This window comes from Microbacterium sp. NPDC003461 (assembly GCF_053588335.1).
In genome coordinates, this window is record NZ_JBSFPT010000012.1 from 50,504 (window position 1) to 75,414 (window position 24,911).

22 protein-coding genes, 1 tRNA gene and 1 pseudogene are annotated in these 24,911 nt (G+C 72.3%); 16 read left to right on the forward strand and 8 right to left on the reverse strand.

Translation table 11 applies throughout. The features are described from left to right. Positions 1–29 precede the first annotated feature (29 nt). The gene (gene pdxS, locus ACWDR7_RS06880; RefSeq protein WP_449854180.1) at positions 30–917 is read left to right on the forward strand and encodes a pyridoxal 5'-phosphate synthase lyase subunit PdxS; all 888 of its coding nucleotides are present in this window, start codon (positions 30–32) and stop codon (positions 915–917) included. After that, positions 911–1,501 (forward strand): pyridoxal 5'-phosphate synthase glutaminase subunit PdxT, encoded by a 591-nt coding sequence (pdxT, locus tag ACWDR7_RS06885; protein ID WP_449854181.1) that lies wholly within the window; start codon positions 911–913, stop codon positions 1,499–1,501. The genes pdxS and pdxT overlap by 7 nt, the downstream gene beginning before the upstream one ends. Before the next feature lie 179 nt (positions 1,502–1,680). On the opposite strand, the gene pdxY is transcribed toward pdxT, so the two are convergent. Continuing rightward, complete coding sequence (gene pdxY, locus ACWDR7_RS06890; RefSeq protein WP_449854182.1) at positions 1,681–2,532, reverse strand: pyridoxal kinase PdxY; 852 nt, start codon at positions 2,530–2,532, stop codon at positions 1,681–1,683. Between the two features lie 26 nt (positions 2,533–2,558). On the opposite strand from pdxY, the gene ACWDR7_RS06895 reads away from it, so the two are divergent. Continuing rightward, positions 2,559–3,461, forward strand: a complete 903-nt coding sequence (locus ACWDR7_RS06895) for a L,D-transpeptidase (RefSeq protein WP_449854183.1) — start codon at positions 2,559–2,561, stop codon at positions 3,459–3,461. A 9-nt stretch (positions 3,462–3,470) separates the two neighbouring features. Here the strand turns inward: ACWDR7_RS06895 and ACWDR7_RS06900 are convergent, their stop codons facing one another. The 4 genes from ACWDR7_RS06900 to ACWDR7_RS06915 form a co-directional block, all read right to left on the reverse strand. Next, positions 3,471–4,178 (reverse strand): SOS response-associated peptidase, encoded by a 708-nt coding sequence (locus ACWDR7_RS06900; RefSeq protein WP_449854184.1) that lies wholly within the window; start codon positions 4,176–4,178, stop codon positions 3,471–3,473. 89 nt (positions 4,179–4,267) lie between these two features. After that, a complete protein-coding gene (locus ACWDR7_RS06905; RefSeq protein ID WP_449854185.1) occupies positions 4,268–7,681 on the reverse strand; it encodes an error-prone DNA polymerase in 3,414 nt (1,137 codons plus the stop codon). Next, positions 7,681–9,273 (reverse strand): DNA polymerase Y family protein, encoded by a 1,593-nt coding sequence (locus tag ACWDR7_RS06910; RefSeq protein WP_449854186.1) that lies wholly within the window; start codon positions 9,271–9,273, stop codon positions 7,681–7,683. The genes ACWDR7_RS06905 and ACWDR7_RS06910 overlap by 1 nt, the downstream gene beginning before the upstream one ends. Continuing rightward, the gene (locus tag ACWDR7_RS06915) at positions 9,270–10,004 is read right to left on the reverse strand and encodes a hypothetical protein (protein WP_449854187.1); all 735 of its coding nucleotides are present in this window, start codon (positions 10,002–10,004) and stop codon (positions 9,270–9,272) included. The genes ACWDR7_RS06910 and ACWDR7_RS06915 overlap by 4 nt, the downstream gene beginning before the upstream one ends. 145 nt (positions 10,005–10,149) lie before the next feature. On the opposite strand from ACWDR7_RS06915, the gene ACWDR7_RS06920 reads away from it, so the two are divergent. Together ACWDR7_RS06920 and ACWDR7_RS06925 are read left to right on the forward strand one after the other, a co-directional pair. Continuing rightward, positions 10,150–11,301 (forward strand): pyridoxal phosphate-dependent aminotransferase, encoded by a 1,152-nt coding sequence (locus tag ACWDR7_RS06920; RefSeq protein ID WP_449854188.1) that lies wholly within the window; start codon positions 10,150–10,152, stop codon positions 11,299–11,301. 59 nt (positions 11,302–11,360) lie between these two features. Continuing rightward, a complete protein-coding gene (locus ACWDR7_RS06925) occupies positions 11,361–12,119 on the forward strand; it encodes a YebC/PmpR family DNA-binding transcriptional regulator (RefSeq protein ID WP_449854189.1) in 759 nt (252 codons plus the stop codon). 140 nt (positions 12,120–12,259) lie between these two features. On the opposite strand, the gene ACWDR7_RS06930 is transcribed toward ACWDR7_RS06925, so the two are convergent. Beyond that, positions 12,260–12,856: a vitamin K epoxide reductase family protein gene (locus tag ACWDR7_RS06930; RefSeq protein WP_449854190.1), complete on the reverse strand. Its 597-nt coding sequence runs from the start codon at positions 12,854–12,856 to the stop codon at positions 12,260–12,262. A gap of 363 nt (positions 12,857–13,219) precedes the next feature. Between ACWDR7_RS06930 and ACWDR7_RS06935 the strand changes: the two genes are divergently transcribed. Further along, complete coding sequence (locus tag ACWDR7_RS06935; RefSeq protein WP_449854191.1) at positions 13,220–15,772, forward strand: Rne/Rng family ribonuclease; 2,553 nt, start codon at positions 13,220–13,222, stop codon at positions 15,770–15,772. Between the two features lie 99 nt (positions 15,773–15,871). Here the strand turns inward: ACWDR7_RS06935 and ACWDR7_RS06940 are convergent, their stop codons facing one another. Beyond that, positions 15,872–16,144 (reverse strand): DUF4031 domain-containing protein, encoded by a 273-nt coding sequence (locus tag ACWDR7_RS06940; RefSeq protein ID WP_449854192.1) that lies wholly within the window; start codon positions 16,142–16,144, stop codon positions 15,872–15,874. 246 nt (positions 16,145–16,390) lie between these two features. Between ACWDR7_RS06940 and rplU the strand changes: the two genes are divergently transcribed. From rplU to ACWDR7_RS06990, 10 genes are all read left to right on the forward strand, one after another. Next, positions 16,391–16,699, forward strand: a complete 309-nt coding sequence (gene rplU / locus ACWDR7_RS06945) for a 50S ribosomal protein L21 (protein ID WP_449854193.1) — start codon at positions 16,391–16,393, stop codon at positions 16,697–16,699. Between the two features lie 20 nt (positions 16,700–16,719). Continuing rightward, positions 16,720–16,974, forward strand: coding sequence for a 50S ribosomal protein L27 (gene rpmA, locus ACWDR7_RS06950; RefSeq protein ID WP_449854194.1), 255 nt, complete (start codon positions 16,720–16,722; stop codon positions 16,972–16,974). A 145-nt stretch (positions 16,975–17,119) separates the two neighbouring features. Further along, positions 17,120–18,619, forward strand: coding sequence for a GTPase ObgE (gene obgE / locus ACWDR7_RS06955; protein ID WP_449854195.1), 1,500 nt, complete (start codon positions 17,120–17,122; stop codon positions 18,617–18,619). Between the two features lie 5 nt (positions 18,620–18,624). Next, on the forward strand, positions 18,625–19,446 hold the full coding sequence (proB, locus tag ACWDR7_RS06960; RefSeq protein ID WP_449854196.1) for a glutamate 5-kinase: 822 nt from the start codon (positions 18,625–18,627) through the stop codon (positions 19,444–19,446). Then, complete coding sequence (locus tag ACWDR7_RS06965) at positions 19,443–20,753, forward strand: glutamate-5-semialdehyde dehydrogenase (protein ID WP_449854197.1); 1,311 nt, start codon at positions 19,443–19,445, stop codon at positions 20,751–20,753. The genes proB and ACWDR7_RS06965 overlap by 4 nt, the downstream gene beginning before the upstream one ends. Positions 20,754–20,793: 40 nt before the next feature. Then, a complete protein-coding gene (locus ACWDR7_RS06970) occupies positions 20,794–20,994 on the forward strand; it encodes a hypothetical protein (protein ID WP_449854198.1) in 201 nt (66 codons plus the stop codon). Positions 20,995–21,004: 10 nt separating this feature from the next. After that, positions 21,005–21,604: a nicotinate-nucleotide adenylyltransferase gene (nadD, locus tag ACWDR7_RS06975; RefSeq protein WP_449854199.1), complete on the forward strand. Its 600-nt coding sequence runs from the start codon at positions 21,005–21,007 to the stop codon at positions 21,602–21,604. Then, a complete protein-coding gene (locus tag ACWDR7_RS06980) occupies positions 21,601–22,800 on the forward strand; it encodes a hypothetical protein (RefSeq protein WP_449854200.1) in 1,200 nt (399 codons plus the stop codon). The genes nadD and ACWDR7_RS06980 overlap by 4 nt, the downstream gene beginning before the upstream one ends. A gap of 23 nt (positions 22,801–22,823) precedes the next feature. Further along, entirely contained in the window at positions 22,824–23,186 is a 363-nt protein-coding gene (gene rsfS / locus ACWDR7_RS06985; RefSeq protein WP_449854205.1) for a ribosome silencing factor, read from the forward strand. A gap of 71 nt (positions 23,187–23,257) precedes the next feature. Further along, positions 23,258–23,333: transfer RNA gene (locus tag ACWDR7_RS06990), tRNA-Ala, on the forward strand. A 688-nt stretch (positions 23,334–24,021) separates the two neighbouring features. On the opposite strand, the pseudogene ACWDR7_RS06995 reads toward ACWDR7_RS06990, so the two are convergent. Further along, a pseudogene (locus ACWDR7_RS06995) lies at positions 24,022–24,675 on the reverse strand (recombinase family protein); the annotation flags it as partial. Positions 24,676–24,911 lie beyond the last annotated feature (236 nt).

The window sequence follows — 24,911 nt, forward strand, 5'->3', positions numbered from 1 at the left end:
AAATCGGCCGGAGCGTGAGGAGAAGCAGGATGTCGGAGACCACCGGAACCGCGCGGGTCAAGCGCGGACTCGCCGAGATGCTCAAGGGCGGGGTCATCATGGACGTCGTCACCGCCGACCAGGCGAGGATCGCCGAGGACGCCGGCGCCGTCGCCGTGATGGCGCTCGAGCGCGTGCCCGCCGACATCCGGGCGCAGGGCGGGGTGGCCCGCATGAGCGATCCGGACCTCATCGACGGGATCATCGAGGCCGTCTCGATCCCCGTCATGGCGAAGGCGCGCATCGGGCACTTCGTCGAGGCGCAGGTGCTGCAGCAGCTCGGCGTCGACTACATCGACGAGTCCGAGGTGCTCTCGCCCGCCGACTACGCGAACCACATCGACAAGTGGGGCTTCACCGTGCCGTTCGTCTGCGGCGCGACGAACCTCGGCGAGGCGCTGCGGCGCATCACGGAGGGTGCGGCGATGATCCGCTCGAAGGGCGAGGCCGGCACGGGCGACGTCTCCGAGGCCACCCGCCACATCCGGCAGATCACCGGCGAGATCCGCGCGCTGGCGGCCAAGAGCGACGACGAGCTGTACGTCGCCGCGAAGGAGCTGCAGGCGCCCTACGAGCTGGTGGCCGAGGTCGCGCGCACCGGATCGCTTCCGGTCGTGCTGTTCACCGCCGGTGGCGTCGCCACCCCCGCGGACGCGGCGATGATGATGCAGCTCGGCGCGGACGGCGTGTTCGTCGGGTCCGGGATCTTCAAGTCGGGCGACCCGGCCGCCCGGGCGGCGGCGATCGTGAAGGCGACGACGTTCCACGACGACCCGTCGGTGATCGCCGAGGTCTCGCGCGGGCTGGGCGAGGCGATGGTCGGCATCAACGTGGCCGACGTGCCGGCGCCCCACCGGCTCGCCGAGCGCGGATGGTGAGCGCACCCGTCGTCGGCGTGCTCGCGCTGCAGGGGGATGTGCGCGAGCACGAGCGCGTGCTCGAGGGGCTCGGCGCGCGCGTGGTGCGCGTGCGCCGAGAGCCGGAGCTGCGCGAGGTCGGCGGGCTCGTGATCCCGGGCGGCGAGTCGAGCGTCATCGACAAGCTCGCGCGCTCGTTCGGCGTGCGAGACGCGATCGTCGAGCGGATCCGTGCCGGGATGCCCGTGTACGGCACGTGCGCGGGTCTCATCCTGCTGGCGGATCGGATCGCGGACGGCATCGAGGGACAGCAGACCTTCGGCGGCCTCGACGCGACGGTGCGGCGCAACGCGTTCGGGCGGCAGACGGAGTCTTTCGAGGCCGCGCTGGAGGTGCCCGCGCTGGGGGAGGCGCCCGTGCACGCGGCCTTCATCCGCGCGCCCGTGGTCGAGGGGATCGGCGCGGGCGTCGACGCGCTGGCGAGGACGCCGGACGGGCGGATCGTCGCGGTGGAGCAGGGGCCGTTGCTCGGCACGGCCTTCCACCCCGAGGTGACGGGTGACACGCGCTTCCACGCGCGGTTCCTCGAGCGCGTGCGGGTTTAGCGCCGTGGCTCGACGCGGATGCGGGCGGTTGCGGTGGTCGCTTCAGCTCCGGCGCTGCGCGCCTCCGTACAGCAACCGTGGGGTAGGCGTCGGTTGACGCCGATCGGTTGCTGAACGGAGCGGCCGGAGGCCGCGGAGATGAAGCGACAAGTCGAACCCGGGCGCCGAGGGCGGCGCGATCAGCGGACCCGACGGACCTCGAACTCCAGGCGCGGGCTCGCGTAGTGCTCCTGCGCCTCGACGAGGTGGAGCTCCTTCGAGCCGGCGGCGTGCGTCTGCTCCAGCAGGCCGAACACGCTCGAGGCCGTGCGGGCGAGGGCGTCGGCCGCGTCGCGCGTGCGCACGTAGTGCGAGGTGAACAGCGCGGCCGTGACGTCGCCCGATCCGTTCGCCTTCATCGGCAGGTACGGCGTCTGCACGATCCACGCTCCGGCGTCGTCGATCGCCATCATCTCGATCGTGCCGTCCTCGCGATCCGGGCGCTCGACGCTCGTGACCAGCACGGTCCGCGGCCCCATCGCGCGGGCGAGGTCGGCCGAGGCGAGCGTCGACTCGATCGTGTCGGGCTCGGTGCCGGTGAGGAAGCCGAGCTCGAACTGGTTGGGCGTGATGATGTCGGCCACGGGCACGACCTTGTCGCGCAGCAGGTCGGGGATCGCCGGGGCGACGAAGCAGCCCGACCGCGCGTTGCCCATGACCGGGTCGCACGCGTACAGCGCCGCCGGGTTGGCGGCCTTCACGCGCGCGACGGCGTCGATGATGACGTCGGCGATGCCCTCGGAGCCCTGGTAGCCGCTCAGCACGGCGTCGAGTTCGCCGAACGCGCCGCGCTCCTCGACGCCCGTGATGACGTCGGCGACGTCCTTCGGGTCCATCACGGGCCCACGCCACGCGCCGTACCCGGTGTGGTTGGAGAAGTTCACCGTGTAGACGGGAAGCACCTCCACGCCGATGCGCTGCATGGGGAAAACGGCGGCGGAGTTGCCCGCGTGACCGTAGGCCACGGCGGACTGGATGGACAGGATCTTCATCCTTCCGATGATGTCACGATGGAGGGGTGACGGATCGCATCTCGACGCGCACGCGGATGATTCTCGCGGCGGTGGGCGTGCTCGCCCTCGTCGCGGTGGCGCTCGCCCTCGTGCTGTGGCCGCGAGCGGCGGAGACCGAGACAGCGCCGACGCCGAGCGCGACGGCGACGCAGGCCGAGACGCCCACTCCCACGCCGACGCCCACCCCCACACCCACAGGCCCGGCGGCGGACACGGCCGCCTACGACCTGACCGGTCTGTCCGCCGCGCAGGTGTTCACCGTGAACGCCCGGATCCCGCTCGACGATGCGCCCTCCGAGCCCACGCTGCCGCTCGTGGCGCAGGCACGCGATGTTGCGCCCGTCTTCGCCGAACCCGGCGGCGAGCCCGTCGCCGTGCTGCCGCGGGAACAGCAGCACGGTGGCGTCGTCGTTCCGGTCGTGAGGCAGGAGGAGCACTGGGTCGAGGTGCTGCTCTCGGGGCGTCAGGGTGTGCCGCCCGAGGGCTCGGCCGCCCAGACCGCCGGCTGGCTGCGCGCGGCAGACGTGGAGATCTCTTCGAACCCCTACGCCGTGGAGGTGAGCATCTCCGGCCAGACCATCGACATCGTCCACGACGATCAGCACGAGCGGGTCGCCGAGTCCTTCGCATGGGGTGTGGAGGCGACGCCGACGCCCCTGGGTCGCTCGTACATCATGACGACGGCTGTGACCGACCTCGCGTACGCCAGGGGCAACCCGATCGTGTACCTCTCGGTGCAGTCGCCGACGCTTGCCCGCTTCGGCGCGTCGGATGCGGCCGTCACGGCCTTTCACTACCACGACGCCAGGGAGGGCGCGATCTCGAACGGCTGCATCCGTGTGGGCGCCGAGACCATCACACGCCTGGCGCAGCTGCCGCCGGGCACACCGGTGCACATCCGCCCCTGACGAGGGCGCTCACACCGGATCGATGAGCGCGGGGGAGTCGTTGCGCACGTTGCCGACCGCGCGGTCGACGGGGTGGAAGGCGAGCGTGTCGGCGATGCGGGGCGCGTCGTCGAGGACGGCGTCGAGCACGTCGCGCGGGCGGTCGACGGCCGGGTCGAGCCACGCGTCGGCGTGGTCGGCGTCGAGGAACACCGGCATGCGCCCGTGGATCGAGCCGAGCGATCCGATCGCGTCACGGGTGAGGATCGTGAAGCTCAGCACCCAGCGGTCCGGATCGTCGTCGGTCTTGGTCTTGTCGCGCCACCACTCGTACAGGCCCGCGAACAGCAGCGGCGAGCCGTCGGCGGGATGGATGAAGTGGGGCACCTTGCCCGTCTGCTGCTCCTGCCACTCGTAGTAGCCGGTGGCCGGGACGATGGCGCGACGCCGGGCGAGCGCGTTCTGGAACATGCGCTTCTGCTCCAGATCCTCGGCCCTGGCATTGAAGGCGCGCGCGCCGATCGACAGATCCTTCGCCCACGAGGGCACGAGGCCCCAGCGGGCGCGCTCGAGCCGGCGCACGGGCCGCTCGGCCTTGACCGAGTCGAGCACGATGCCCACCTGAGCGGTGGGCGCGATGTTGTACGACGGCTCCGGCAGGTCGTCGGCGACCAGATCGACCCTCAGCTCGCTGACGAGCTCCCCACCGACGTTCGCCACGACGAATCTCCCGCACATGCCGCCAGGCTACGCCGTGCCGCCGACGTTCCGGCGCGCGCGGTGTCTCGCGTGCCCCGGCACATCCGCGCCGCCCGGGCTGCCGCCCCTCAGCGGAAGTCGCGCGAGCGGTGCCCGATGCCGACGCGGAGGGCCTCGAAGCCGTCGGCGACGATGTTGACGACGCCCTCGGGCGAGCGCTCCAGGATGCCGCGGGCGATGAGCGCCGGGCTGTCGCGCACGACGGCGCGGAACCGCGTCCACGCCCCCGTGGAGCAGATGACGTTGATGAGGCCGAACTCGTCCTCGAGGTTGAGGAACGTCACGCCCGAGGCGGTGGCGGGCCGCTGGCGGTGCGTCACGAGCCCGGCGACCTCCACGCGCCGCCCCGTCTCGTGCGTGCGCAGCCCCGCGGAGGTGACGACGCCCCGGGCGTCGAGCGCACCGCGGAAGTGCGTGAGGGGGTGGTCGTCGGTCGACACGCCCGTGGCCCACAGGTCGCTCGCGAGCCGCTCGTAGCTCGTCGGATCGGGGAACAGCGGCGGCTGCACGGCCTGCACCGTGCCCGGCAGGTACTCGGGCCGGTCCTGCGCCGCGGCCCCCGCGATCCACAGGGCCTCGCGCGTGGCGTGCCCGAGCGACGCGAATGCCCCCGCCGTGGCGAGCGCCTCGAGCTGGTTCTCGCTCACCCCCGTGCGGCGCACGAGATCGTGCATCGACGCGAAGGGGCCGTGCGCGTCACGCTCGGCCGCGATGGCCCTGGCGGTGCGCAGGCCCACGCCCGTGACGCCGGCCAGCCCCAGCCGCACGGCGAAGCCGCCGTCGCGGCGGTGCGCGGCCGACTCGTCGGGCGCGGCCGGATCGAACGGCGGCGGCTCCCCGTCGAACGAGCGCAGGCACGCGTCCCGGCCCGTCGGACCGTGCCGATCCGGATCGAGCGGCTCGAGCGTCTCCTGCGCGCCCGAGAGGTTGATGTCGGGCCGGTGCACGACGACGCCGTGGCGGCGGGCATCGGCCGTGAGCGTGGCGGCGGAGTAGAACCCCATGGGCTGCGCGCGCAGCAGGCCGGCGAGGAAGGCGGCCGGGTAGTGCAGCTTGATCCACGAGCTGGCGTAGACGAGCAGGCCGAACGAGAGGGAGTGCGACTCGGCGAAGCCGAAGTTCGCGAACGCCTGGATCTGCGCGTAGATCGCGTCGGCGGCCTCGTCCGACAGGCCGTTGCGCTTCATGCCCGCGTAGAGCTTGTCGCGGATCTTCTCGATCCGCTCCAGGCCGCGCTTCGACCCCATGGCGCGGCGCAGCAGATCGGCGTCCTCGCCCGTGCAGTCGCCGATGACCATCGCCATCTGCATCAGCTGCTCCTGGAAGATCGGCACGCCGTGCGTGCGCTCCAGCACCGGCTTCAGCTTGGGGTGCGGGTAGGTGGTGGGCTCGACGCCCATCTTGCGGCGCACGAAGGGGTGCACCGCGCCGCCCTGGATGGGGCCGGGCCGGATGAGCGCGATCTGGATGACGAGGTCGTAGAAGCGGCGCGGCTGCAGCCGGGGGAGCAGCCCCATCTGGGCGCGCGATTCCACCTGGAACACGCCGATGGAGTCGGCGCGGCACAGCATGTCGTAGACGGCGGGCTCCTCGCGCGGCAGCTCGCGCAGCTGCCACTGCTCGCCCGTGGACTCGCGGATGAGGTCGAAGCAGTGCTGCAGCGCCGAGAGCATGCCCAGGCCCAGCAGGTCGAACTTCACCAGCCCCATCCACGCGGCGTCGTCCTTGTCCCACTGGATGACCGTGCGGTTCTCCATGCGGGCGTGCTCGACGGGCACGACCTCGCCGACGGGTCGGTCGGTCAGCACCATGCCGCCGGAGTGGATGCCCAGGTGCCGCGGCGCCTTCATGAGCTCGGTCGCGTACGCGATCACCTGATCCGGGATGTCGTGATCGGGACCCGACTCCAGCGTGGCGCCCCAGCGCTCCACCTGCCGCGACCAGGCGTCCTGCTGGCCGGGGGAGAAGTCCAGGGCGCGGGCGACGTCGCGCACGGCGTTCTTGGGGCGGTACTGGATGACGTTCGCCACCTGCGCCGCCCGCTCGCGCCCGTACTGCTCGTAGACCCACTGGATGATCTCCTCGCGGCGGTCGGAGTCGAAGTCCACGTCGATGTCGGGCTCCTCGTCGCGGATCGCCGAGAGGAAGCGCTCGAAGGGCAGGTCGTAGGCGATCGCGTCGACCGCCGTGATGTCGAGCAGGTAGCAGACGGCGCTGGCGGCGGCGGATCCGCGCCCCTGGCACAGGATGCCGCGCCGGCGGGCCTCGGCGACGATATCGTGCACGATGAGGAAGTAGCCGGGGAAGTCCTTGCGCTCGATCACGTCGAGCTCGTGCGCGATCCGCCGGCGCCCCGCCTCGTCCAGCTCCGGGTAGTGCGACGGCACGGCCCGCCAGACGAGCTCGCGCAGGTACGACATGGGCGTGTGCCCCTCCGGCACCTCCTGCTTCGGCAGTGCGGGCCGCGCGCGGCGCAGGGGGAAGGCGAGCTCGGCCGCCAGGTCGGCCGTGCGCTCCACGGCACCCGGATAGCGGGCGAACAGGCGCGCCATCTCGTCGCCCGAGCGCAGGTGCGCCGAGTCGTGCGCAGGCAGCCAGCCGTCGAGGTCGTCCATGCCGCGGGTGGCGCGGATCGCGGCGACGGCCCGCGCGAGCCGCGCGCGCTCGGGGGCGGCGTAGTGCACGTTGTTCGTGGCGAGGGTGGGCACGCCGACGCGCGCGGCGAGCTCGGCGAGCGCGTCGTTGCGGCGGTCGTCGAGGGGATCGCCGTGGCGCGTCAGCTCGACGAACACGCCGCCCGGCCCGAACCGGTCGACGAGCTCGCGCAGGGCGGCCTCGGCCGCCGACAGGTCGCCCGATCCGCGCGAGACGGGTCCGGCCAGCGCGCGGCCCACCGCCCCCTTGCGGCAGCCCGTGAGCACCGCCCAGTGATCGCGGCCGCGCTCGGCCAGCTCATCGAGGTCGTAGAGCGGGCGGCCCTTCTCGCCGCCGCGCAGCTGCGCGCGCGTGATCGCCCCGGCGAGCCGGTGGTAGCCCTCCTCGCCGCGCGCGAGCACGAGCAGGTGCGTGCCGGCCGGGTCCGGCACCCCGCCCTGCGGCTTCGGCAGCCCCAGCGACAGCTCCGCGCCGAACACCGTGCCGACCGAGGTGTGCTCGGCCGCCTCCGCGAAGCGCGCGATGCCGTAGAAGCCGTCGTGATCGGTCATCGCCAGGGCCTCCAGCCCCAGCCGCTCGGCCTCCTCGACGAGATCCTCGGGCGAGGAGGCGCCGTCGAGGAACGAGAAGGACGAGTGCGCGTGCAGCTCGGCGTAGCGGGTGCGGCTCGTGCCGCGCTCGAGACGCGGCGGCTCGTACGCGCCCCGCTTGCGGCTCCACGCCGGGCTGTCGCCGCCGTCCGCGTTCGCGGGGCGCGGATCGGGCCGGCGGCCGCTGAGGGTGCGCTCGAGCTCGTGCCACGGGATCGGCGGATTCGTCCAGCCCATCAGGCGTACCTCCCCTCGAGCCACCAGCCGGAGCCCTCGTGCACGACGAGCCACGCGCCTCCCGCCTCGTCCACGAGCTGGAAGCGATGCGCACGACGGGCGCGCGCGGCGTCCCACGTGCGCTCGATCACCGGCCACGGGCCCGCCCACGACACCACGCGGCGGCCGTCGAGCTCGGCGGGCTCGCCCGCCACCATGCCGCGCGCGTCGACGCCGACCGCCGCGCCGCCGGCACCGCGCACGGCGGCCGGGCGGGGGCGGCGGAACACCTCGGCCGGCAGCGGTGCCGGCGGGGATCCGGGCCAGGGGCGGTCGCGGCTCTGCTCGGGGGACGCGCCGTCGCCCCACGGCAGCAGCACCTCGCGCTCGGCGGCGCTGCGGCCGCCGCCGACGGCGGGGCTGAGCACGCCGCGATGGCCGAGCACGGCCTGCAGGCGGGTCATGGCGTGGTGGGCGCGCTCGTCGGGACCCTGGCCGATGAGCGCCGGCTGATGGGCCGCGCCGTCGTCCACCGCCTCGGCCTCGATGCGGACGAGGGCCACGGCGCCGCGCAGCGCCGACTCGCCGCCCTGCTGCAGCTGCCAGCGCACGCGGTCGACCACGCTGGCCGCGTCGAAGCTCACCGGATGCTGCCACACGCGCTCGCTGCGCCCGTCGCGGTCGTCCTCGATCGCGATCCGCACGGCCGTGCAGACGAGCCCGGCCTCGCCGACGGCGTCGCAGAATCCCTCGGCGGTCTGGCGCACGGCGAACGCGATCTGCTCGGCCAGCTCCAGCGGCGGCTCGAGCGCCAGCTCGCGTGCGAGCTCGGGCGGGGGCACCCGTGGCACGACGGCGCGCGAGTCCGCCCCGGCGGCGAGGGCCTGCAACCGCAGCCCGCGCTCCCCGAGCCGCTCGCGCACGCGGCCGGGGGCGAGCGCGGCGAAGTCGCCGAGCGTGCGCAGCCCGAGCCGCGACAGCAGCAGGGCGAGCTGCTCGTCGCCGAGCACGGTCACCGGCAGCGGGGCGAGGAAGGCGGCGGATGCCCCCGGCGGCACGATCCGCAGGGGGAGCGGCGCATCCGCGCCCGCCCCCTCGCGAGCGCCCCCTTCACGAGCGCCCGCCGCGGGCAGGGAGCGCGCGGCCTGTTCCGCCGTGAAGACGCCGTCGGCGATCCCCGCGCGCACCTCGTCGAAGCCGCGCGCGGCGAGCGCGGCCGCGAGGGCGTGCGCGGCCTCGGCCTCGCCGCCGTAGAACCGGGCGGGGCCGCGGGCGCGCAGCGCGACGAGGCCGGGCGCGAGGGGCTGGCCGCCGGGCGCGAGCTCCTCGAGCGCGCGCAGCACGGCGTGGAAGGCGCGCTCGTCGCGATCCGGATCGTCCGGCACGATGCGCAGGCGCGGGCAGGCGCCCTGCGCGTCGCGCCGCCGCTGGCCCACGCCCACGCCCTGGGCGCGCGCGGACGCGGAGCAGGCCACGACGCGGTTGGCCCGGATCACGGCGATCGGCGCGCCGGGATCGACCGGTTCGGCGCCGAGCTCGCGGGCCTGCGTGCGCAGGAACGCCGTGACCGCCCAGTCGGGGAACAGCAGGACGAGGGCGCGCTCGGGACTCATGCGCCCACCGCCCGCAGTCGCGGCCGCGGGGCGTTCCCGGTCGCGCCGGCTTCGGCCCCGATCGCCTCGGCCCCGATCGGCTCGATGCGCCCGGAAGGGCCGGGAAGCAGCACCCGCACCGAGCGGGGCCGCGGGGTGCGCCTGCCGGTGAGGGTGACCGTGACGGCCCGCTCCGACAGCAGCCCGTGGCCGCGGCCGATGCCGTGCCATTCCGGGGCACCGAGCGACAAGGCCGCCTCGACCCCCGGCCAGTCGCCGAGGGCGAGCAGGGTGCCGCCCCGGTCGCGCAGCCGGGCCTCCAGCCGGGCGGCCTCGGCCTCGGCCGGGCGCCGGGGCGGGCGCACGGCGACGAGCGGGAAGACCTCGGCCGCCGCCGAGGCGGCCTGCAGCCACCGGTCGCCCGGATCGGGGATGAGCGCGATCCGGTCGAGGGAGACGCCGTGCCCCTCGGCGGCCTCCACCGAGAGCTCGGGCAGTCCGACCACGGCACACCACGACCCCTCCCGCGAGCTCGCTCCCAGCAGGGCCAGCAGCAGGCTCGTGGATCCGGGCTGAAGCGCGTAGGCGGCCCCGGGGCGCAGCCCGCCGTCGGGGAACAGGGGCGAGAGCGCGTCGGGCACGGGCAGGGCCTTCGGATCGGCCCGGCGCCGCTGCAGGCCGGCGATCTGCTCGCGCAGGCGCAGCACCGTGGCGAGGTCGCCTCGCCTGTCGAATGCCGCCGCCGTGCCCATGACGCCAGTATAGAAACTATGTACGACAAAGAAAGGGGAGCAGTCGAACGAACGTTCTAGTTCTACTCGAGGGTTCGGCTCGCCGCCCGATCCGTCGCCCGCGGCACCGCGGAGGGGACCGAGCGTACGGGTAACGTGGGACATCGTGCCGCAGCTCGCCTCTCACATCCCCTCCGTCCCCGAGTCGGGGACCCGCCGGATCTTCGAGCTCGCCATGACCGTCGACGATCCGATCATGCTCGTCGTCGGCGAGCCCGACGTCCCCGTCGCCGCGCACATCGCGGACGCCGCGCGACAGGCGTGGGACCGCGACGACACGAACTACGCCGGCAACGGCGGCCTGCCCGCGCTGCGCCGCGCCATCGTAGACAAGCTCGCGCGCGAGAACGGCATCGAGGCCGACGTCGAGCAGGTGTGGGTCACCATCGGGGGCACCCAGGCCCTCGCGCAGGCCTTCACGCTCACGCTCGGCCAGGGCGACGAGATCCTCATCCCCGATCCGGGCTACACCACGTTCACGATGTACCCGCGGGCCCAGGGCGCCGTCCCCGTGCCGTACCCGCTGCGCGCCGAGCACGGCTTCACGCCGCACGTGGGCGAGCTCGAGCCGCTCGTCACCGCGCGCACGCGCGCGATCGTCGTCAACTCGCCGTCCAATCCGCTGGGCGTCGTCTTCCCGCCCGCCGTGCTGGCCGACATCGTCCGCTTCGCCGCCGCGCACGACCTCTGGATCATCAGCGACGAGGTCTACGAGCACTTCACGTGGGAGGGGCCGCACACCTCGCTCGCGGCCGTGGCGGCCGAACTGGGGGAGCAGGATCGCGTGCTGAGCGTGTTCTCGACCTCCAAGAGCCACGCCATGACGGGTGCGCGCGTCGGCTGGCTCGTCACGCCGCCCGGCGTCGCCGACACCATGCGCGCACTGCAGGAGGCGATGATCGCGTGCGTCGCGATGCCCGAGCAGCACGCGGCGATCGCCGCGCTCACCGGGCCCATGGACCACGTCGAGCGGGCGCGCGAGCGGTACCGGGCGGCGATCGCCGAGGCCACCGCGCTGCTGGATGAGCGCGGCCTGCGCTACCACCGGCCGCAGGGGGCGTTCTACCTGTGGATCGACGTCTCGCACGCGACCGACGGCGACGTCGCCTCGTGGGCGCAGCGCTTCCTGCTCACGCAGAAGGTGGCGGTCGCGCCGGGCAGTGCGTTCGGGCGTGGCGGGGAGGGGTGGATCCGGATCTGCCTGGCGGCCGACGCCGCCGCCATCCGCACCGCCATCTCGCGCCTGCCGCGCCCGTAGCGTCGACGCCGACGCGCGCGGAATAGAATCGACACAGCAGTCTGACGATCGGGAGTTTCATGTCCGGGCATTCCAAATGGGCCACCACGAAGCACAAGAAGGCGGTCATCGACGCCAAGCGCGCGAAGTCGTGGGCGAAGCTCATCAAGAACATCGAGGTGGCGGCGCGGCTCGGCGGCCCCGACGAGGCGGGCAACCCCACGCTGTTCGACGCCGTCCTGAAGGCGAAGAAGACGTCGGTCCCCAAGGACAACATCGAGCGCGCCATCAAGCGCGGCGCCGGCATCGGCGGCGAGGCGGTCGACTACACGACGATCATGTACGAGTGCTACGCCCCCGGCGGCGTCGCGATGCTGATCGAGTGCCTCACCGACAACAAGAACCGCGCGGCCGCCGAGGTGCGCACCGCGGTCACCCGCAACGGCGGCAACATGGCCGATCCGGGCAGCGTGTCGTTCAACTTCGAGCGCAAGGGCGTCATCGTCGTCTCGGGTGAGGGCACGACCGAGGACGACGTGATGCTCGCGGCGCTCGAGGCCGGCGCGCAGGAGATCGAGCCGCACCCGCAGGGCTTCGAGGTGGTCACGGAGGCGAGCGACCTCGTCGCCGTGCGCACGGCGCTGCAGGAGGCGGGCATCGAGTACGAGTCGGCGGATGCCGAGTTCGTGGCGAACGTGAAGGTGCCGGCCGATGCCGAGACGGCCCGCAAGGTGTTCCGCCTCATCGACGCGCTCGAGGACAGCGACGACGTGCAGAACGTCTACACGAACATCGACGTCGCCCCCGAGGTGCTCGCAGAGCTCGACAACGACGAGTGACGACGGCCGTTCCGTCCGGAGGGCGCGGGTACCCCACGAGGGGCCCGCGCCCTCCGCGTCTCAGAGGGAGCGCGTCTCAGATGGAGCGCGTCTCAGATGGAGCGCGTCTCAGATGGAGCGCGTCTCAGATGGAGCGCGTCTCAGATGAAGGTGGCGAGCACGTTCAGTCGCAGCTGCGCGATGATCGCGATCACGGCGTAGCTGGCCACGGCGAGCAGCGGCAGCCAGCTCATGGCCCTGTCGGCGGCCTTCTGCGCCGCGCTCGGCAGCGGCAGCGCGCCGATGCGGATGACGTGCAGCAGCACGGCGTAGAACGACGGGATGGTCACGACCCACGTGACCATGCACCACGGGCACAGCGTGTGCAGCTCGAAGATGCTCTGCGAGATCAGCCACACGACGAAGCCGAACGCGAACGTCATGCCGGCGGCGAAGAGCAGCCAGAACCAGCGGCCGAACCGCGCGCCCGCGAGGATCGCCGCCCCCACGACGATCGGCGCGACCCAGCCCGTGATCCCGAGGATCGGATTCGGGAAGCCGAACGCCGATCCCTGCCAGGACTCGAGGTTGGCGCTGCATTGCACGAGCACGCTGAAATCGCAGCTCGCGCCGGCGCCCGGGTTGGCCAGCTGCTCGAACCGCTCCATGGTGAGCGAGTAGGCCGCCCACCAGCCGATCGCCCCGGCGACGATGAGCCAGACGGCGAGTGCGGTGGGTCGGGTGCGGGGCGTTGCCATGCGTGCATTCTCGCATCGCGGCATGAGCGATCCCTCCCCGCCGCGGCCGGTGGCAGCGAGACAGATTCTGTGCGCCGAGACCGCGTCGTCACGCCGCGCAGTTGCTGTCTCGTCGGGGGTAGACGGGGCGCGACACGGCCGCGCGACGGTGATGCGGTGCGAAGGGTGCGATAATGGCCAGCGAGGTGCAAACCGCGGCCGCGCCGCGAACCGCCCCTGACAGAGAAGACTTCGAGGCGACGAGTGCCTCGCGCGACCAGAGCAGTGCGCCGGTCGCAACACCGAGTGAGTTCGCGGCATCCAGGTGCCGCACGAGATTTCCGGGCGACGCGCGGATGTCCGCCCGCAGGGAGTACGCCAGCGATGGCTGATGAGAACAGTGAATTCGATGACCGCAGCACCCTCGAGCCCCGCGCCGGCGGCGTGATGGGCGGACCGACGGACGAGTCCGGCGCGCCGGACGCGCCGGCGTCGGTCGCCGACGAGGCGCCCGCGACCGACGAGGGGCCCGCGACCGACGCGGGGGAGCCGCAGGCCGACGCCGCGGAGCCCGTGGCGCAGCCCGAGTCCGCCGCCGAGGAGCCGCAGGCCGAGGCCGCGGTTGCGGCCGAGCCCGCCCCGGAGCCGGAGCCCGCCGCGGAGGCGGAGCCCGCCCCGGAGCCGGAGCCCGCCGTCGAGCCCGAGCCCGCGTCGGACGCGAAGCCCGAGGACGCTCCGCACGCGAAGCCCGAGGAATCGAAGCCCGAGGACTCCGAGCCCGAGGAGCCGCAGGCCGAGGAGCCGAAGCCGCTCACGGCCGTGAGCCTGGGCCTGCTGCCCGAGAACTTCGTGTCGCAGGTGTCGACCGCGCTGCACTTCTACGCCCCCGACATCGCGCCGCTGCCCGCACTCGAGCTGCCCGAGGCGGATGACGACGACGAGGACGACCAGGACGACAGGGACGGCGGATCCTCGCGCGGCCGCGGCCGGCGTCGCCGTCGCGGCGGCAACGGCGGCTCGGCCCCGGAGCGCCCGCAGCGGCCCGTCGAGGTCATCACCGAGCCGCAGAAGATCAAGGGCTCCACGCGCCTGGAGGCGAAGAAGCAGCGCCGCCGTGACGGCCGGGAGGCCGGTCGTCGCCGCCCCGTCGTCACCGAGGCGGAGTTCCTCGCGCGCCGCGAGTCGGTCGATCGCCAGATGATCGTCCGCTCGAAGTCGGGCCGCGTGCAGATCGGCGTGCTCGAGGACAAGGTGCTCGTGGAGCACTACGTCGCGCGCAACCAGGACGCCTCGCTCATCGGCAACGTCTACCTCGGCCGCGTGCAGAACGTGCTGCCGAGCATGGAGGCCGCCTTCGTCGACATCGGGCGCGGCCGCAACGCCGTGCTGTACTCGGGCGAGGTGGACTGGGACGCCGTCGAGACCGGCAACCAGCCGCGCCGCATCGAGCTCGCGCTGAAGCCCGGCGACAAGGTCCTCGTCCAGGTCACGAAGGACCCGGTCGGCCACAAGGGCGCGCGCCTGACGAGCCAGATCTCCCTTCCCGGTCGCTACCTCGTCTACGTGCCGGGCGGCGCGATGAACGGCATCTCCCGCAAGCTGCCCGACACCGAGCGCTCGCGCCTGAAGAAGATCCTCAAGGAGGTGCTGCCCGAGTCGTCGGGCGTCATCGTGCGCACGGCCGCGGAGGGCGCCACCGAGGAGCAGCTCACGCGCGACGTGAACCGGCTCACGGCCCAGTGGGCGCACATCCAGCAGAAGGTCGAGAAGGGCAGCGCCCCGAGCCTGCTGCACAGCGAGCCCGATCTGCTCGTGAAGATCGTCCGCGACGTCTTCAACGAGGACTTCACGAAGATGCTCATCCAGGGCGATGACGCGTACAGCACCATCACGACGTACCTCGAGCAGGTGGCGCCGGATCTGCTGGAGCGCGTGGAGCGCTACGAGGGGGAGAAGGATCCGTTCGACGCGTTCCGCATCACCGAGCAGATCGAGAAGGCGCTCGACCGCAAGGTCTGGCTGCCGTCCGGCGGATCGCTCGTGATCGACCGCACCGAGGCCATGACGGTCGTGGATGTCAACACCGGCAAGTTCGTCGGCTCCGGGGGCAACCTCGAGGAGACGGTCACGAAGAACAACCTCGAGGCGGCCGAGGAGATCGTGCGCCAGCTGCGGCTGCGCGACATCGGCGGCATCATCGTGGTCGACTTCATCGACATGGTGCTCGAGTCGAACCGCGACCTCGTGCTGCGCCGGCTCGTCGAGTGCCTGAGCCGCGACCGAACGAAGCACCAGGTCGCCGAGGTCACCTCGCTCGGCCTCGTGCAGATGACGCGCAAGAAGCTGGGCCTGGGCCTGCTCGAGACGTTCAGCGAGGCGTGCGAGGTCTGCGCCGGGCGCGGCGTCATCGTGCATCACGACCCCGTGGTGAAGCACCGTCCGGCCGGGAACGGCGGCAACGGGGGCAACGGCGGCGGATCGAACCGCCGCTCGCGCGGCAACGGCGGCTCGTCGGCGGGCGCGCAGGCCGCGACCGCGGCCCCCGCCGCCGCGACGCACGTCATCACGGAGGGCGTGAAGTCGGCCCTCGCGCAGATCGCGGCCTCCACGATCGCGCCGGCCGCCGCGCCCGCGGCCGAGCCGGGCAAGACCACCCCGGAGATCGCGATCGAGCTGCCGGAGGGGCCGCGCGCGGAGCCGTCGCAGCCCGAGGGCGAGGAGCGACCGCGCAAGCGCCGCAAGCGGCCCGAGCGTGCCGAGCGCCCGGAGCGCCCGGCGGCGCCGAAGTCCGAGGCCCAGCAGCTGCTGGACTCCGTGCTGAGCGCGCTGCCCGAGCCGAAGGCGCCCGGCCAGGGCCGCAACCGCAGCCGCCGCGTCACCACGGCCGCCCTCACGGGCACCGCGGTGTCGGTCAACCCGGCCGCCCCCACCGACTGACTCGTCCCCCTTCTGCGAACCCGCGTTTGTTCGTCGAACCCGCGCCGGATCCCGGGCGGGTTCGCGGAACGAGGGCGGGTTCGGCGAGGGAATCGTCGGTCAGAGGCCGCGGCGCTCGCGCTGGGAGACCCGCAGGCCCGAGGCCTGCAGGCGCCGCACGAGTTCGCGGCCGGTGACGCGGGTCGCGCCGCCGGCCACGAGGCGCTCCACGGCGTCGGCCGGGACGTCGTAGTGGTCGAGATCGAAGGCGCGCGCCGGCACGCCGTGCGCGGCCGCGAAGGCGTGCAGCTCGGCGAGGTCGGCGTCGCTCACGAGGTGGGCCCAGAGCCGCCCGTGCGCGGGCCAGATCGCGCTGTCCACGAGAATCGCCACGGCATCGAGCCTAGGCCTGCGCCGTGCGCCCGGTGTCGACGCGGGACGCGCCGCGCGGCGCTTTTGCCGGATCGGCAGGGGATCGGGTAAAGTAGACGGTTGGTGCGTCCCCTGTCGCGTGCGCGAGCAGTGCCGCGGCGAAAGTCTTGCAGACGCCCTCGCAACCAGCGAACGCAAGCGAAGTCTTCCCGTGAGAGATCCGGAGACCCGTCGATCCGGGTTCTCCCTAATGAAACAAGGTGTGAAGTGGTTTACGCAGTCGTGCGCGCCGGCGGCCGTCAGGAGAAGGTCGAGGTCGGCTCGGTCATTCAGCTCAACCGTGTACAGGCGGCCGCGGGCGAGACCATCGAGCTCCCCGCCGTGCTGTTCGTGGACGGCGACAAGGTCGAGACCGACGCCGCCAAGCTGGCGAAGGTCAAGGTCACGGCCGAGGTCGTGAAGGACCTGCGCGGTCCGAAGATCGTCATCCAGAAGTACAAGAACAAGACCGGCTACAAGAAGCGCCAGGGCCACCGTCAGGACCTCACGCGCCTCAAGATCACCGGCATCAAGTAAGCGCGGAAGGGTTCAGCGAAATGGCACACAAGAAGGGCGCAAGCTCTACCCGTAACGGTCGCGACTCCAACGCCCAGCGACTGGGCGTGAAGCGCTTCGGCGGCCAGACCGTCAGCGCGGGCGAGATCCTCGTCCGTCAGCGCGGCACGCACTTCCACCCCGGCGTGAACGTCGGCCGCGGTGGCGACGACACGCTGTTCGCCCTCGCCGCCGGTGCGGTCGAGTTCGGCAGCAAGGGCGGCCGCAAGGTCGTCAACATCGTCGCGGGCGAGTGATCTCGCACACGCAAGAGGTTTTTCCGGAACGGGGCGGGCTTCGGCTCGCCCCGTTCCCGCATTCAGCGACCGCTGGCCGCTGAACACACAGTGAGGATGCGGGCCGCCGTCGCGGCGGTCCCGGCTCAGGATCGAAGGCAGAAACATGGTCACGTTCGTCGACGAGGTCACGTTGCACCTCCGCGCCGGCAGGGGCGGCAACGGCTGCGTCTCGGTGAGGCGTGAGAAGTTCAAGCCGCTCGCCGGCCCCGACGGGGCGAACGGCGGCGACGGCGGGGACATCATCCTCGTCGCCGACCCGCAGACGACCACGCTGCTGAGCTACCACCACTCGCCGCACCGCTCGGCGGGCAACGGCGGCTTCGGCATGGGCGACATGCGCTCCGGCGCGCAGGGCGAGGACCTCGAGCTGCCCGTGCCCGTCGGCACCGTCGTCAAGGACCCCTCCGGCGAGGTGCTCATCGACATGGTCGAGCCGGGCATGCGCTTCGTCGTGGCCCCCGGCGGCAAGGGCGGGCTCGGCAACGCGGCTCTCGCCTCGCCCAAGCGCAAGGCCCCCGGCTTCGCGCTGCTCGGCACGCCCGGCTGGGAGGGCGATGTCGTCCTCGAGCTGAAGACCGTCGCCGACGTCGCGCTCGTCGGGTTCCCGTCCGCCGGCAAGTCGAGCCTCATCGCCGCCGTCTCGGCGGCACGCCCCAAGATCGCCGACTACCCCTTCACCACGCTGCACCCGAACCTCGGCGTCGTGCAGGCCGGCGACATCCGCTTCACGGTCGCCGACGTGCCCGGCCTCATCGAGGGCGCGAGCGAGGGGCGCGGCCTCGGGCTCGAGTTCCTGCGCCACGTCGAGCGCTGCACGGCGCTCGTGCACGTGCTCGACTGCGCCACGCTCGAGCCCGGTCGCGACCCGATCAGCGACCTCGACGTCATCCTCGCCGAGCTCGCGGCGTACCCCGTGCCGGAGGGGCAGGTTCCGCTGATCGAGCGCCCGCAGCTGATCGCGCTGAACAAGAGCGACGTGCCGGAGGCGCGCGAACTGGCCGAGCTCGTCCGCCCCGAGCTGGAGGCCCGCGGCTACCGCGTGTTCGAGATCTCGACCGTCGCGCGCCACGGCCTGCGCGAGCTCACCTTCGCGCTCGGCGAGATCATCGATGCGCACCGCAAGGCACAGCCCGCCGCGCCGCCGCGCGAGCGCGTCGTCATCCGCCCGCGCGGCTCCGAGAAGGAGTTCGAGATCCGCGTCGAGGGCGGCACGTACGGCAACGTCTACCGCATCCTGGGCGAGAAGCCCGTGCGCTGGGTGCAGCAGACCGACTTCGCCAACGAGGAGGCCGTGGGCTTCCTGGCCGATCGGCTCGAGAAGCTGGGCGTCGAGGACGCGCTGTTCAAGGCCGGCGCCGTGCCCGGCGCGACGGTGCTGATCGGCGAGGGCGAGAGCGTGGTGTTCGACTGGGATCCCGCCATCAGCTCGGCCGCCGAGCTCGTCGCCGCCCCACGCGGCACCGATCCGCGGTTCGCCGACAACCGGCGTCGCACGACGTCCGAGCGCCGCGAGCACTACCACTCGGTCATGGACGCGCGCGCCGCCGATCGCGCGGAGGAAGAGGAGCGGCGTCGCGCGCGCCGCGACGACGAGGAGGACTGAGCGGAGTGAGCGCGAGGGTGCGAGCGGATCTGGCCGCCGCGCGGCGGATCGTCGTGAAGGTGGGGTCGTCCTCCATCAGCGGCACGTCGTCGTGGCGCATCCCGAAGCTCGTCTACGCCCTCGCCGAGGCGCACGGCCGCGGCGCCGAGGTGTTGCTCGTCTCCTCCGGCGCGATCGCCACGGGCATGCCGTTCCTCGGCCTCGACTCGCGCCCGACCGACCTCGCCACGCAGCAGGCGGCCGCCGCCGTCGGGCAGAACATCCTCGTGTACCGGTACCAGGAGGCGCTGCGCCCTTTCCGGATCGTCGCGGGCCAGGTGCTGCTGACGGCGGGCGATCTGGAGGACGCGCTGCCGCGCAGCAACGCGCGCCGCGCCATCGAGCGGCTGCTGGGGCTGCGCATCCTGCCGATCGTGAACGAGAACGACACGGTGGCGACGCACGAGATCCGCTTCGGCGACAACGATCGGCTCGCCGCGCTCGTGGCGCGTCTCGTCGGCGCCGACGCGCTCGTGCTGCTGAGCGACGTCGACTCGCTGTACACGCGCCCGCCGAGCGAGCCGGGGGCGGAGCGGATCGACACGATCGCCTTCGGCCAGGACCTGGGCGACGTGGAGTTCGGATCGACGATCGTCAACAGCGTCGGGACCGGGGGAGCGTCGACCAAGGCATCGGCGGCGCGCCTCGCGGCCGCTGCCGGGATCGGCGTGCTCGTGACCAGCGCCGACCTGGTCGCCGAGGCCCTCGCCGGCGACGACGTGGGCACCTGGTTCGAGCCGGCCGACCCCTCGGGATCGGCGGGACGGGCGGATACACTGGCGCGATGAGCCAGACCGTCGCCGGTGCCGCAGCCGGCACCCCTGCGTCCGTCGACACCGCCGCGCCCGCCGACACGGCGCAGGACCGGCTGATCCGCGCGAAGTCCGCCGCGCGGCACACCGCCCGCCTGACGAGCGACAAGAAGACCGCCGCGCTGCACGCGATCGCCGAGGCCCTGCTCGCGGCGCAGGAGCGGATCCTGCGCGCGAACGCCGACGACCTCGCGCGGGGCGAACGCGACGGGCTCGCCGCGGGACTGCTCGATCGGCTCCGGCTCGACGAGAAGCGGATCGCGGGGCTCGCGGCCGCGGTGCGCGAGATCGCGGCGCTGCCCGATCCGATCGGCCAGGTCGTGCGCGGGCATCGCATGCCCGCCGGAGCGGCCCTCGAGGAGGTGCGCGTGCCGTTCGGCGTGGTGGGCGCGATCTACGAGGCGCGGCCCAACGTCACCGTCGACATCGCGGCCCTCGCCCTGCGCTCCGGCAACGCCGCCGTCCTGCGCGGCGGCAGCGCCGCACGCGAGAGCAACACCGTGCTCATCGACGTGATGCGCGCCGCCCTCGAAGCGCGGGGAGTCACCCCCGATGCCGTGCAGACGGTCGACGACTTCGGCCGCGAGGGTGCCAAGGCGCTCATGCACGGCCGCGGCTTCGTCGACGTGCTCGTGCCGCGCGGCAGCGCGGGCCTGATCGAGACGGTCGTGACCGAGTCGACCGTGCCGGTCATCGAGACGGGCGCCGGCGTCGTGCACATCGTGCTGGACGAGTCGGCCCCGGAGGACTGGGCGCGCGACATCATCGTGAACGCCAAGGTGCAGCGGCCCAGCGTGTGCAACGCCGTCGAGACCGTGCTCGTGCTGCGCGCCGCCGCCGAGCGGCTCGTCCCGGTCGTCGCGGGCGCGCTGCGGGAGCAGGGCGTCACGATCCACGGCGACGAGACGGTGCAGCGCCTGGCCGACGGCGTCGTGCCGGCCACGGAGGAGGACTGGGCCACCGAGTACCTCGCCCTCGAGATCGCGATCCGCGTCGTCGACTCGCTCGACGACGCCATGGATCACATCCGCGCGTACTCCACGGGCCACACGGAGTCGATCATCACGACCGATCAGCGCAACGCCGAGCGCTTCCTGCGCGAGGTGGACTCCGCGGTCGTCATGGCCAACGCGTCGACGCGCTTCAGCGACGGCGGCGAGTTCGGCTTCGGCGCCGAGCTGGGCATCTCGACGCAGAAGCTGCACGCCCGCGGACCCATGGGCCTGGCCGAGCTGACGAGCACCAAGTGGCTGGTGCGCGGTGCCGGGCAGGTGCGCGCCTGAGCGGTAGGCTAGGGAGACCACGCACCGAAACGGAGTCAGGATGAACATCGCCGCCGCGCTCGCGGTCCTCGCCGAGACCGAAGAACCCGGAAACGTCGCGCTGGAGACCCTTCCGTACGGCATCGTCGCCGCCGTCGTGTTCGCCGCGCTGGGTCTCGTGACGTTCTCGTTCCGCAACGTCGCCAACCGCCACGCCGACAAGGTCGCGCGTGCCGCCTCGCACGAGGGACACGGCCACTAGGCCGGATGCGGTGACGGAGCAGACCCGCGCGCCGCGGATCGGGGTGATGGGCGGCACGTTCGATCCCATCCACCACGGTCACCTCGTCGCCGCGAGCGAGGTGGCGCAGTCGTTCGGGCTCGACGAGGTGGTGTTCGTGCCCACCGGTCAGCCGTCGCACAAGGGCGCCGTCTCGCCGGCGCAGGCCCGGTACGAGATGACGGTGATCGCCACTGCCTCGAACCCGAGCTTCACCGTGAGCCGGGTGGACGTGGATCGCCAGGGCCCCACCTACACGGTCGACACGCTGCGGGATCTGAAGGCGGAGCGACCTGACGCCGAGCTCTACTTCATCACGGGCGCCGATGCCGTGGCGCAGATTCTCAGCTGGAGAGACCATGATGAACTGTGGGATCTCGCCCACTTCGTCGCCGTCTCGCGCCCGGGCCACGTGCTCGACACCGAGGGCCTGCCGACCGACGACGTGAGTCGTCTCGAGATCCCCGCCCTCGCCATCTCGTCGACCGACTGCCGAGACCGCGTGCGACGCGGCTTTCCCGTGTGGTATCTCGTTCCCGATGGCGTCGTGCAGTACATCGCGAAGCATCACCTGTATCGGAGCAGCGAATGAGCACCCCGGAGCGTCCCCTCACCCGTCGCCAGCTGAAAGAGCTGCGCATGACGGGTCAGCTGCCCGTGGTCGTGCCCGGCGCGCCTCCCGTGCAGCAGGGCCAGCCCGCCGACGCCGACGAGAAGCCCGTTGCGCCGGAGCCGACGCACGACGACGCGGACCAGCAGGCCAAGCCGACCCCCGCGCCGCGGCCCCCCGCGCCCCAGCCCGCCGCGGCGCAGCCGCCTGCCGCGCCGCAGGACGCTCCCGCGGCGGATCGGGCGGGAGGCGACCCGGACGAGGGTGCCCCGTCGGCGTCCGCCGATGCGGATGCCGCGGCCCCCGGTCAGGGCCGGCCCCTGACGCGGCGTCAGGCGCGCATCCTGCGCACGAACTCGATCGCGGTGCCGGAGCCGACGACCCCCGCGCCGAGCGGACAGCCGCCGGCGCTGCCCGGCCAGCCCTCGGTGGTGGAGCTGCCCGCCGGCTTCGCCGACGCCGTGCGCACGTCCGGCGGCCAGGCGCGGGACGCGGGTCCGGCGGAGCGCCCGGCTCCCGAACCGGCCCGGTCGACGGGCGGGCCCGCCCGGCCCGCCGCCGAGGCCGAGCCGAAGGATGAGGGGCCGAAGGTGGGTGCCGCCTTCGGAGCCGCGGTGTTCCAGCAGGCCGAGGAGCGCCAGCGGCTCGAGCGCGAGGCCGCCGAGCGGGAGGCGAGCCGCCGCCGCGAGACGAAGACCGTGGCGCCCGCTCCCGAGCAGGCCGCCGTGGCCGACGCCGATGAGGTGTTCGCCGAGGCGTTCCAGCGGTCCCTCGACGCCGGCGGGTCGACCGCCACCGGCACCTCGCTGATCCTGCACGACATGCCGGGCACGGCATCGCTCAGCGCCCCGATCACCGCCACGGGCGAGCTGCTCTTCACGAGCTCGCACGTGCTGCCCAGCGGCCTCTCGTCCCGCGGCGCCGCCGCCGGGACGACGGACGGCAAGGACGTCGACGCGACCCTTCTCGACGGCGAGATCCCCATGCACTCCTCGCCCACGCCGATCGCCGCGAGCGCCGCCGTCAGCACGTCCAAGGCGCCCGGAGACGTCATCCGCCCGCCCGCCCCCGAGAAGAACCACGGCCTGATGCTGACGCTCGGCATCACGGCCGGCGTCCTGGGCGTCGCCCTGGTCGGCGTCATTATCTACGCAATCTCGACAGGAGTCTTCGGTTGAGTTCCACCCCCACGTCCCACCAGATGCTGCAGCTGGCCGCCGAGGCGGCCGATGCGAAGGGCGGGGAGGATCTCGTCGCGCTCGACGTGTCCGAGCCGCTCCCGCTCGTCGACGTCTTCCTCATCGTCACCGGCCGCAACGAGCGCAATGTCGCCGCGATCGCCGACGAGATCGAGGACAAGCTCCACGAGGCCGGCCACAAGCGGCTGCGCCGCGAGGGGCGCCAGGAGTCGCGCTGGATCCTGCTGGACTTCGGCGATCTCGTCGTGCACGTCTTCCACCAGGAGGAGCGCGCGTTCTACGCGCTCGAGCGACTGTGGAAGGACTGCCCGGTCGTTCCGATCACGCTGCCGGAGCGCCCCGCGCTCGGCACGCCCGGGGAGTGAGTCGATTTCTCGACGCGCGACGCGTGTTGTAAGCTGAATGAGTTGTCCGGGGCTTCTACCGGACGACATCCGGGCCTGTGGCGCAGCTGGTAGCGCACCTGCATGGCATGCAGGGGGTCAGGGGTTCGAGTCCCCTCAGGTCCACCACGATGCTCTTACTCGAACCCTCGACAAGAGCAATGAACTGATCGGACAGTACGTCCAGGGAGAGCCCGCCGGTTTCGGCGGGCTCTTTCGTTTGCCCCGCGGTGACGGGGGTGGCGTCGTGCTGTGCGTGTCGTGCCCCGTGGACGAGTGCTCGGGTATCTGGGCTGTAGATGACGTCGAATGGTGCCCGGGAGGTTCCCTCGACGTGGTGCTGGCCGTTGTCGTCGGTGGTGACGAGGAGCTTGTCGAAGAGGAGCTGGTTGAACATGCGGCGGATGTGCTCGGGGGCTTGCCGGTAGGTGTTTCCGGCGTGCTGGGCGATGTCGAGCGCGATCGCGATGAGTTCGTCGGCTTCGGCGATATCGGCGGTGAGGTTGCTGAGGCTGCGGTTGGTGGCGGCCAGTTCGGTGTCGAGGCGTTTCTGCTCGGCGCGGAGCATGTCGATGGGGATCGCGTCGTTGTAGTGGGCTTCGAGGAGCTTGCGTTGGCGACGCTCGATGGTCTGCTTCGTGGCCTCGAGTTGTTCTCGTTCAAGGTCGGTGTCGGTGCGAAGCTGCTTCAGTCCGTGCCGGAGGAGTGTTTCGAGGTCGCCGCGGAACTCGGGCGCGAGACTGATGCGATCGTAGAGATCTTGGATCAGGTCCTCGGCGTGCTCGATCTGGATGGAGCGGAGGGTGCAGTCGGTGCGCTTGGAGTGTCGTCCGAGGCAGGAGTAGTACGGGTAGGTTTCGCCGTGACGGTTCTTCACCACCTGGACGACCATCCGGAAGCCGCAGTGCCCGCAGTAGATCGTGGACTTGAGGTAGTGGTCGTGCTTGATCGACCGTTCGCCGTTGATCTTCTCTTTCAGGATCGTCTGGACCTTCTCGAAGGTTTCGCGGTCGATGAGCGGGGTGTGGCTGCCGGGGTACTCGACGCCTTTGAACGTGGTGATGCCGGTGTAGTAGATGTTGGTGAGCATCGAGTGGATGTGACGGATCTCGACCGGCTTCTCTGCCAGCCGCGCGGTGGGCACTGTTGTCAGCCCTCGCCGGACGAGTTCTTCGGTGAGGGTGCGTACGGAGTGCTCGCCGGTGGCGTAGGCGTTGAACGCCCAGGTGACCAGTGGTGCGCGGTGCTCGTCGACGGTGACGGTGCGGCTCTCGCGGCCGTTTTCGATGGTGCGGGTGTTGAGGTAGCCGATCGGTGCGCGGCTGACGGAGCCGCCGTTCTTGACCTTTTCGCTCATGCCTTTGATGACTTCGTTGGCGAGGTTGCGGGAGTAGAACTCGGCGATCGAGCTCATGATGCCGTGGAGGAGAATGCCGCCGGGGGTCTGGTCGATGTTCTCGCTGGTGGAGATGAGCCGGACGCCGAGTTCGCTGAACCGCTGGTTATCCCCGAACCTCGTGTGGCGCCAGACGTGCTCGTCAACGAGCTTGTCAAGTTGTGTGTGTAAGCGGGCGGTGCCTCGGGGGTGTTAGAGGTAGGGCTGGACGCGGTCGGGGAAGACGATCGCGAGCTGTTCGAGGGCCTTCTTCCAGTTCGTGACGATTTGGCCTTCGACGAGCCGGCCTTCGGCCTTGCGCTTGGCGCCGC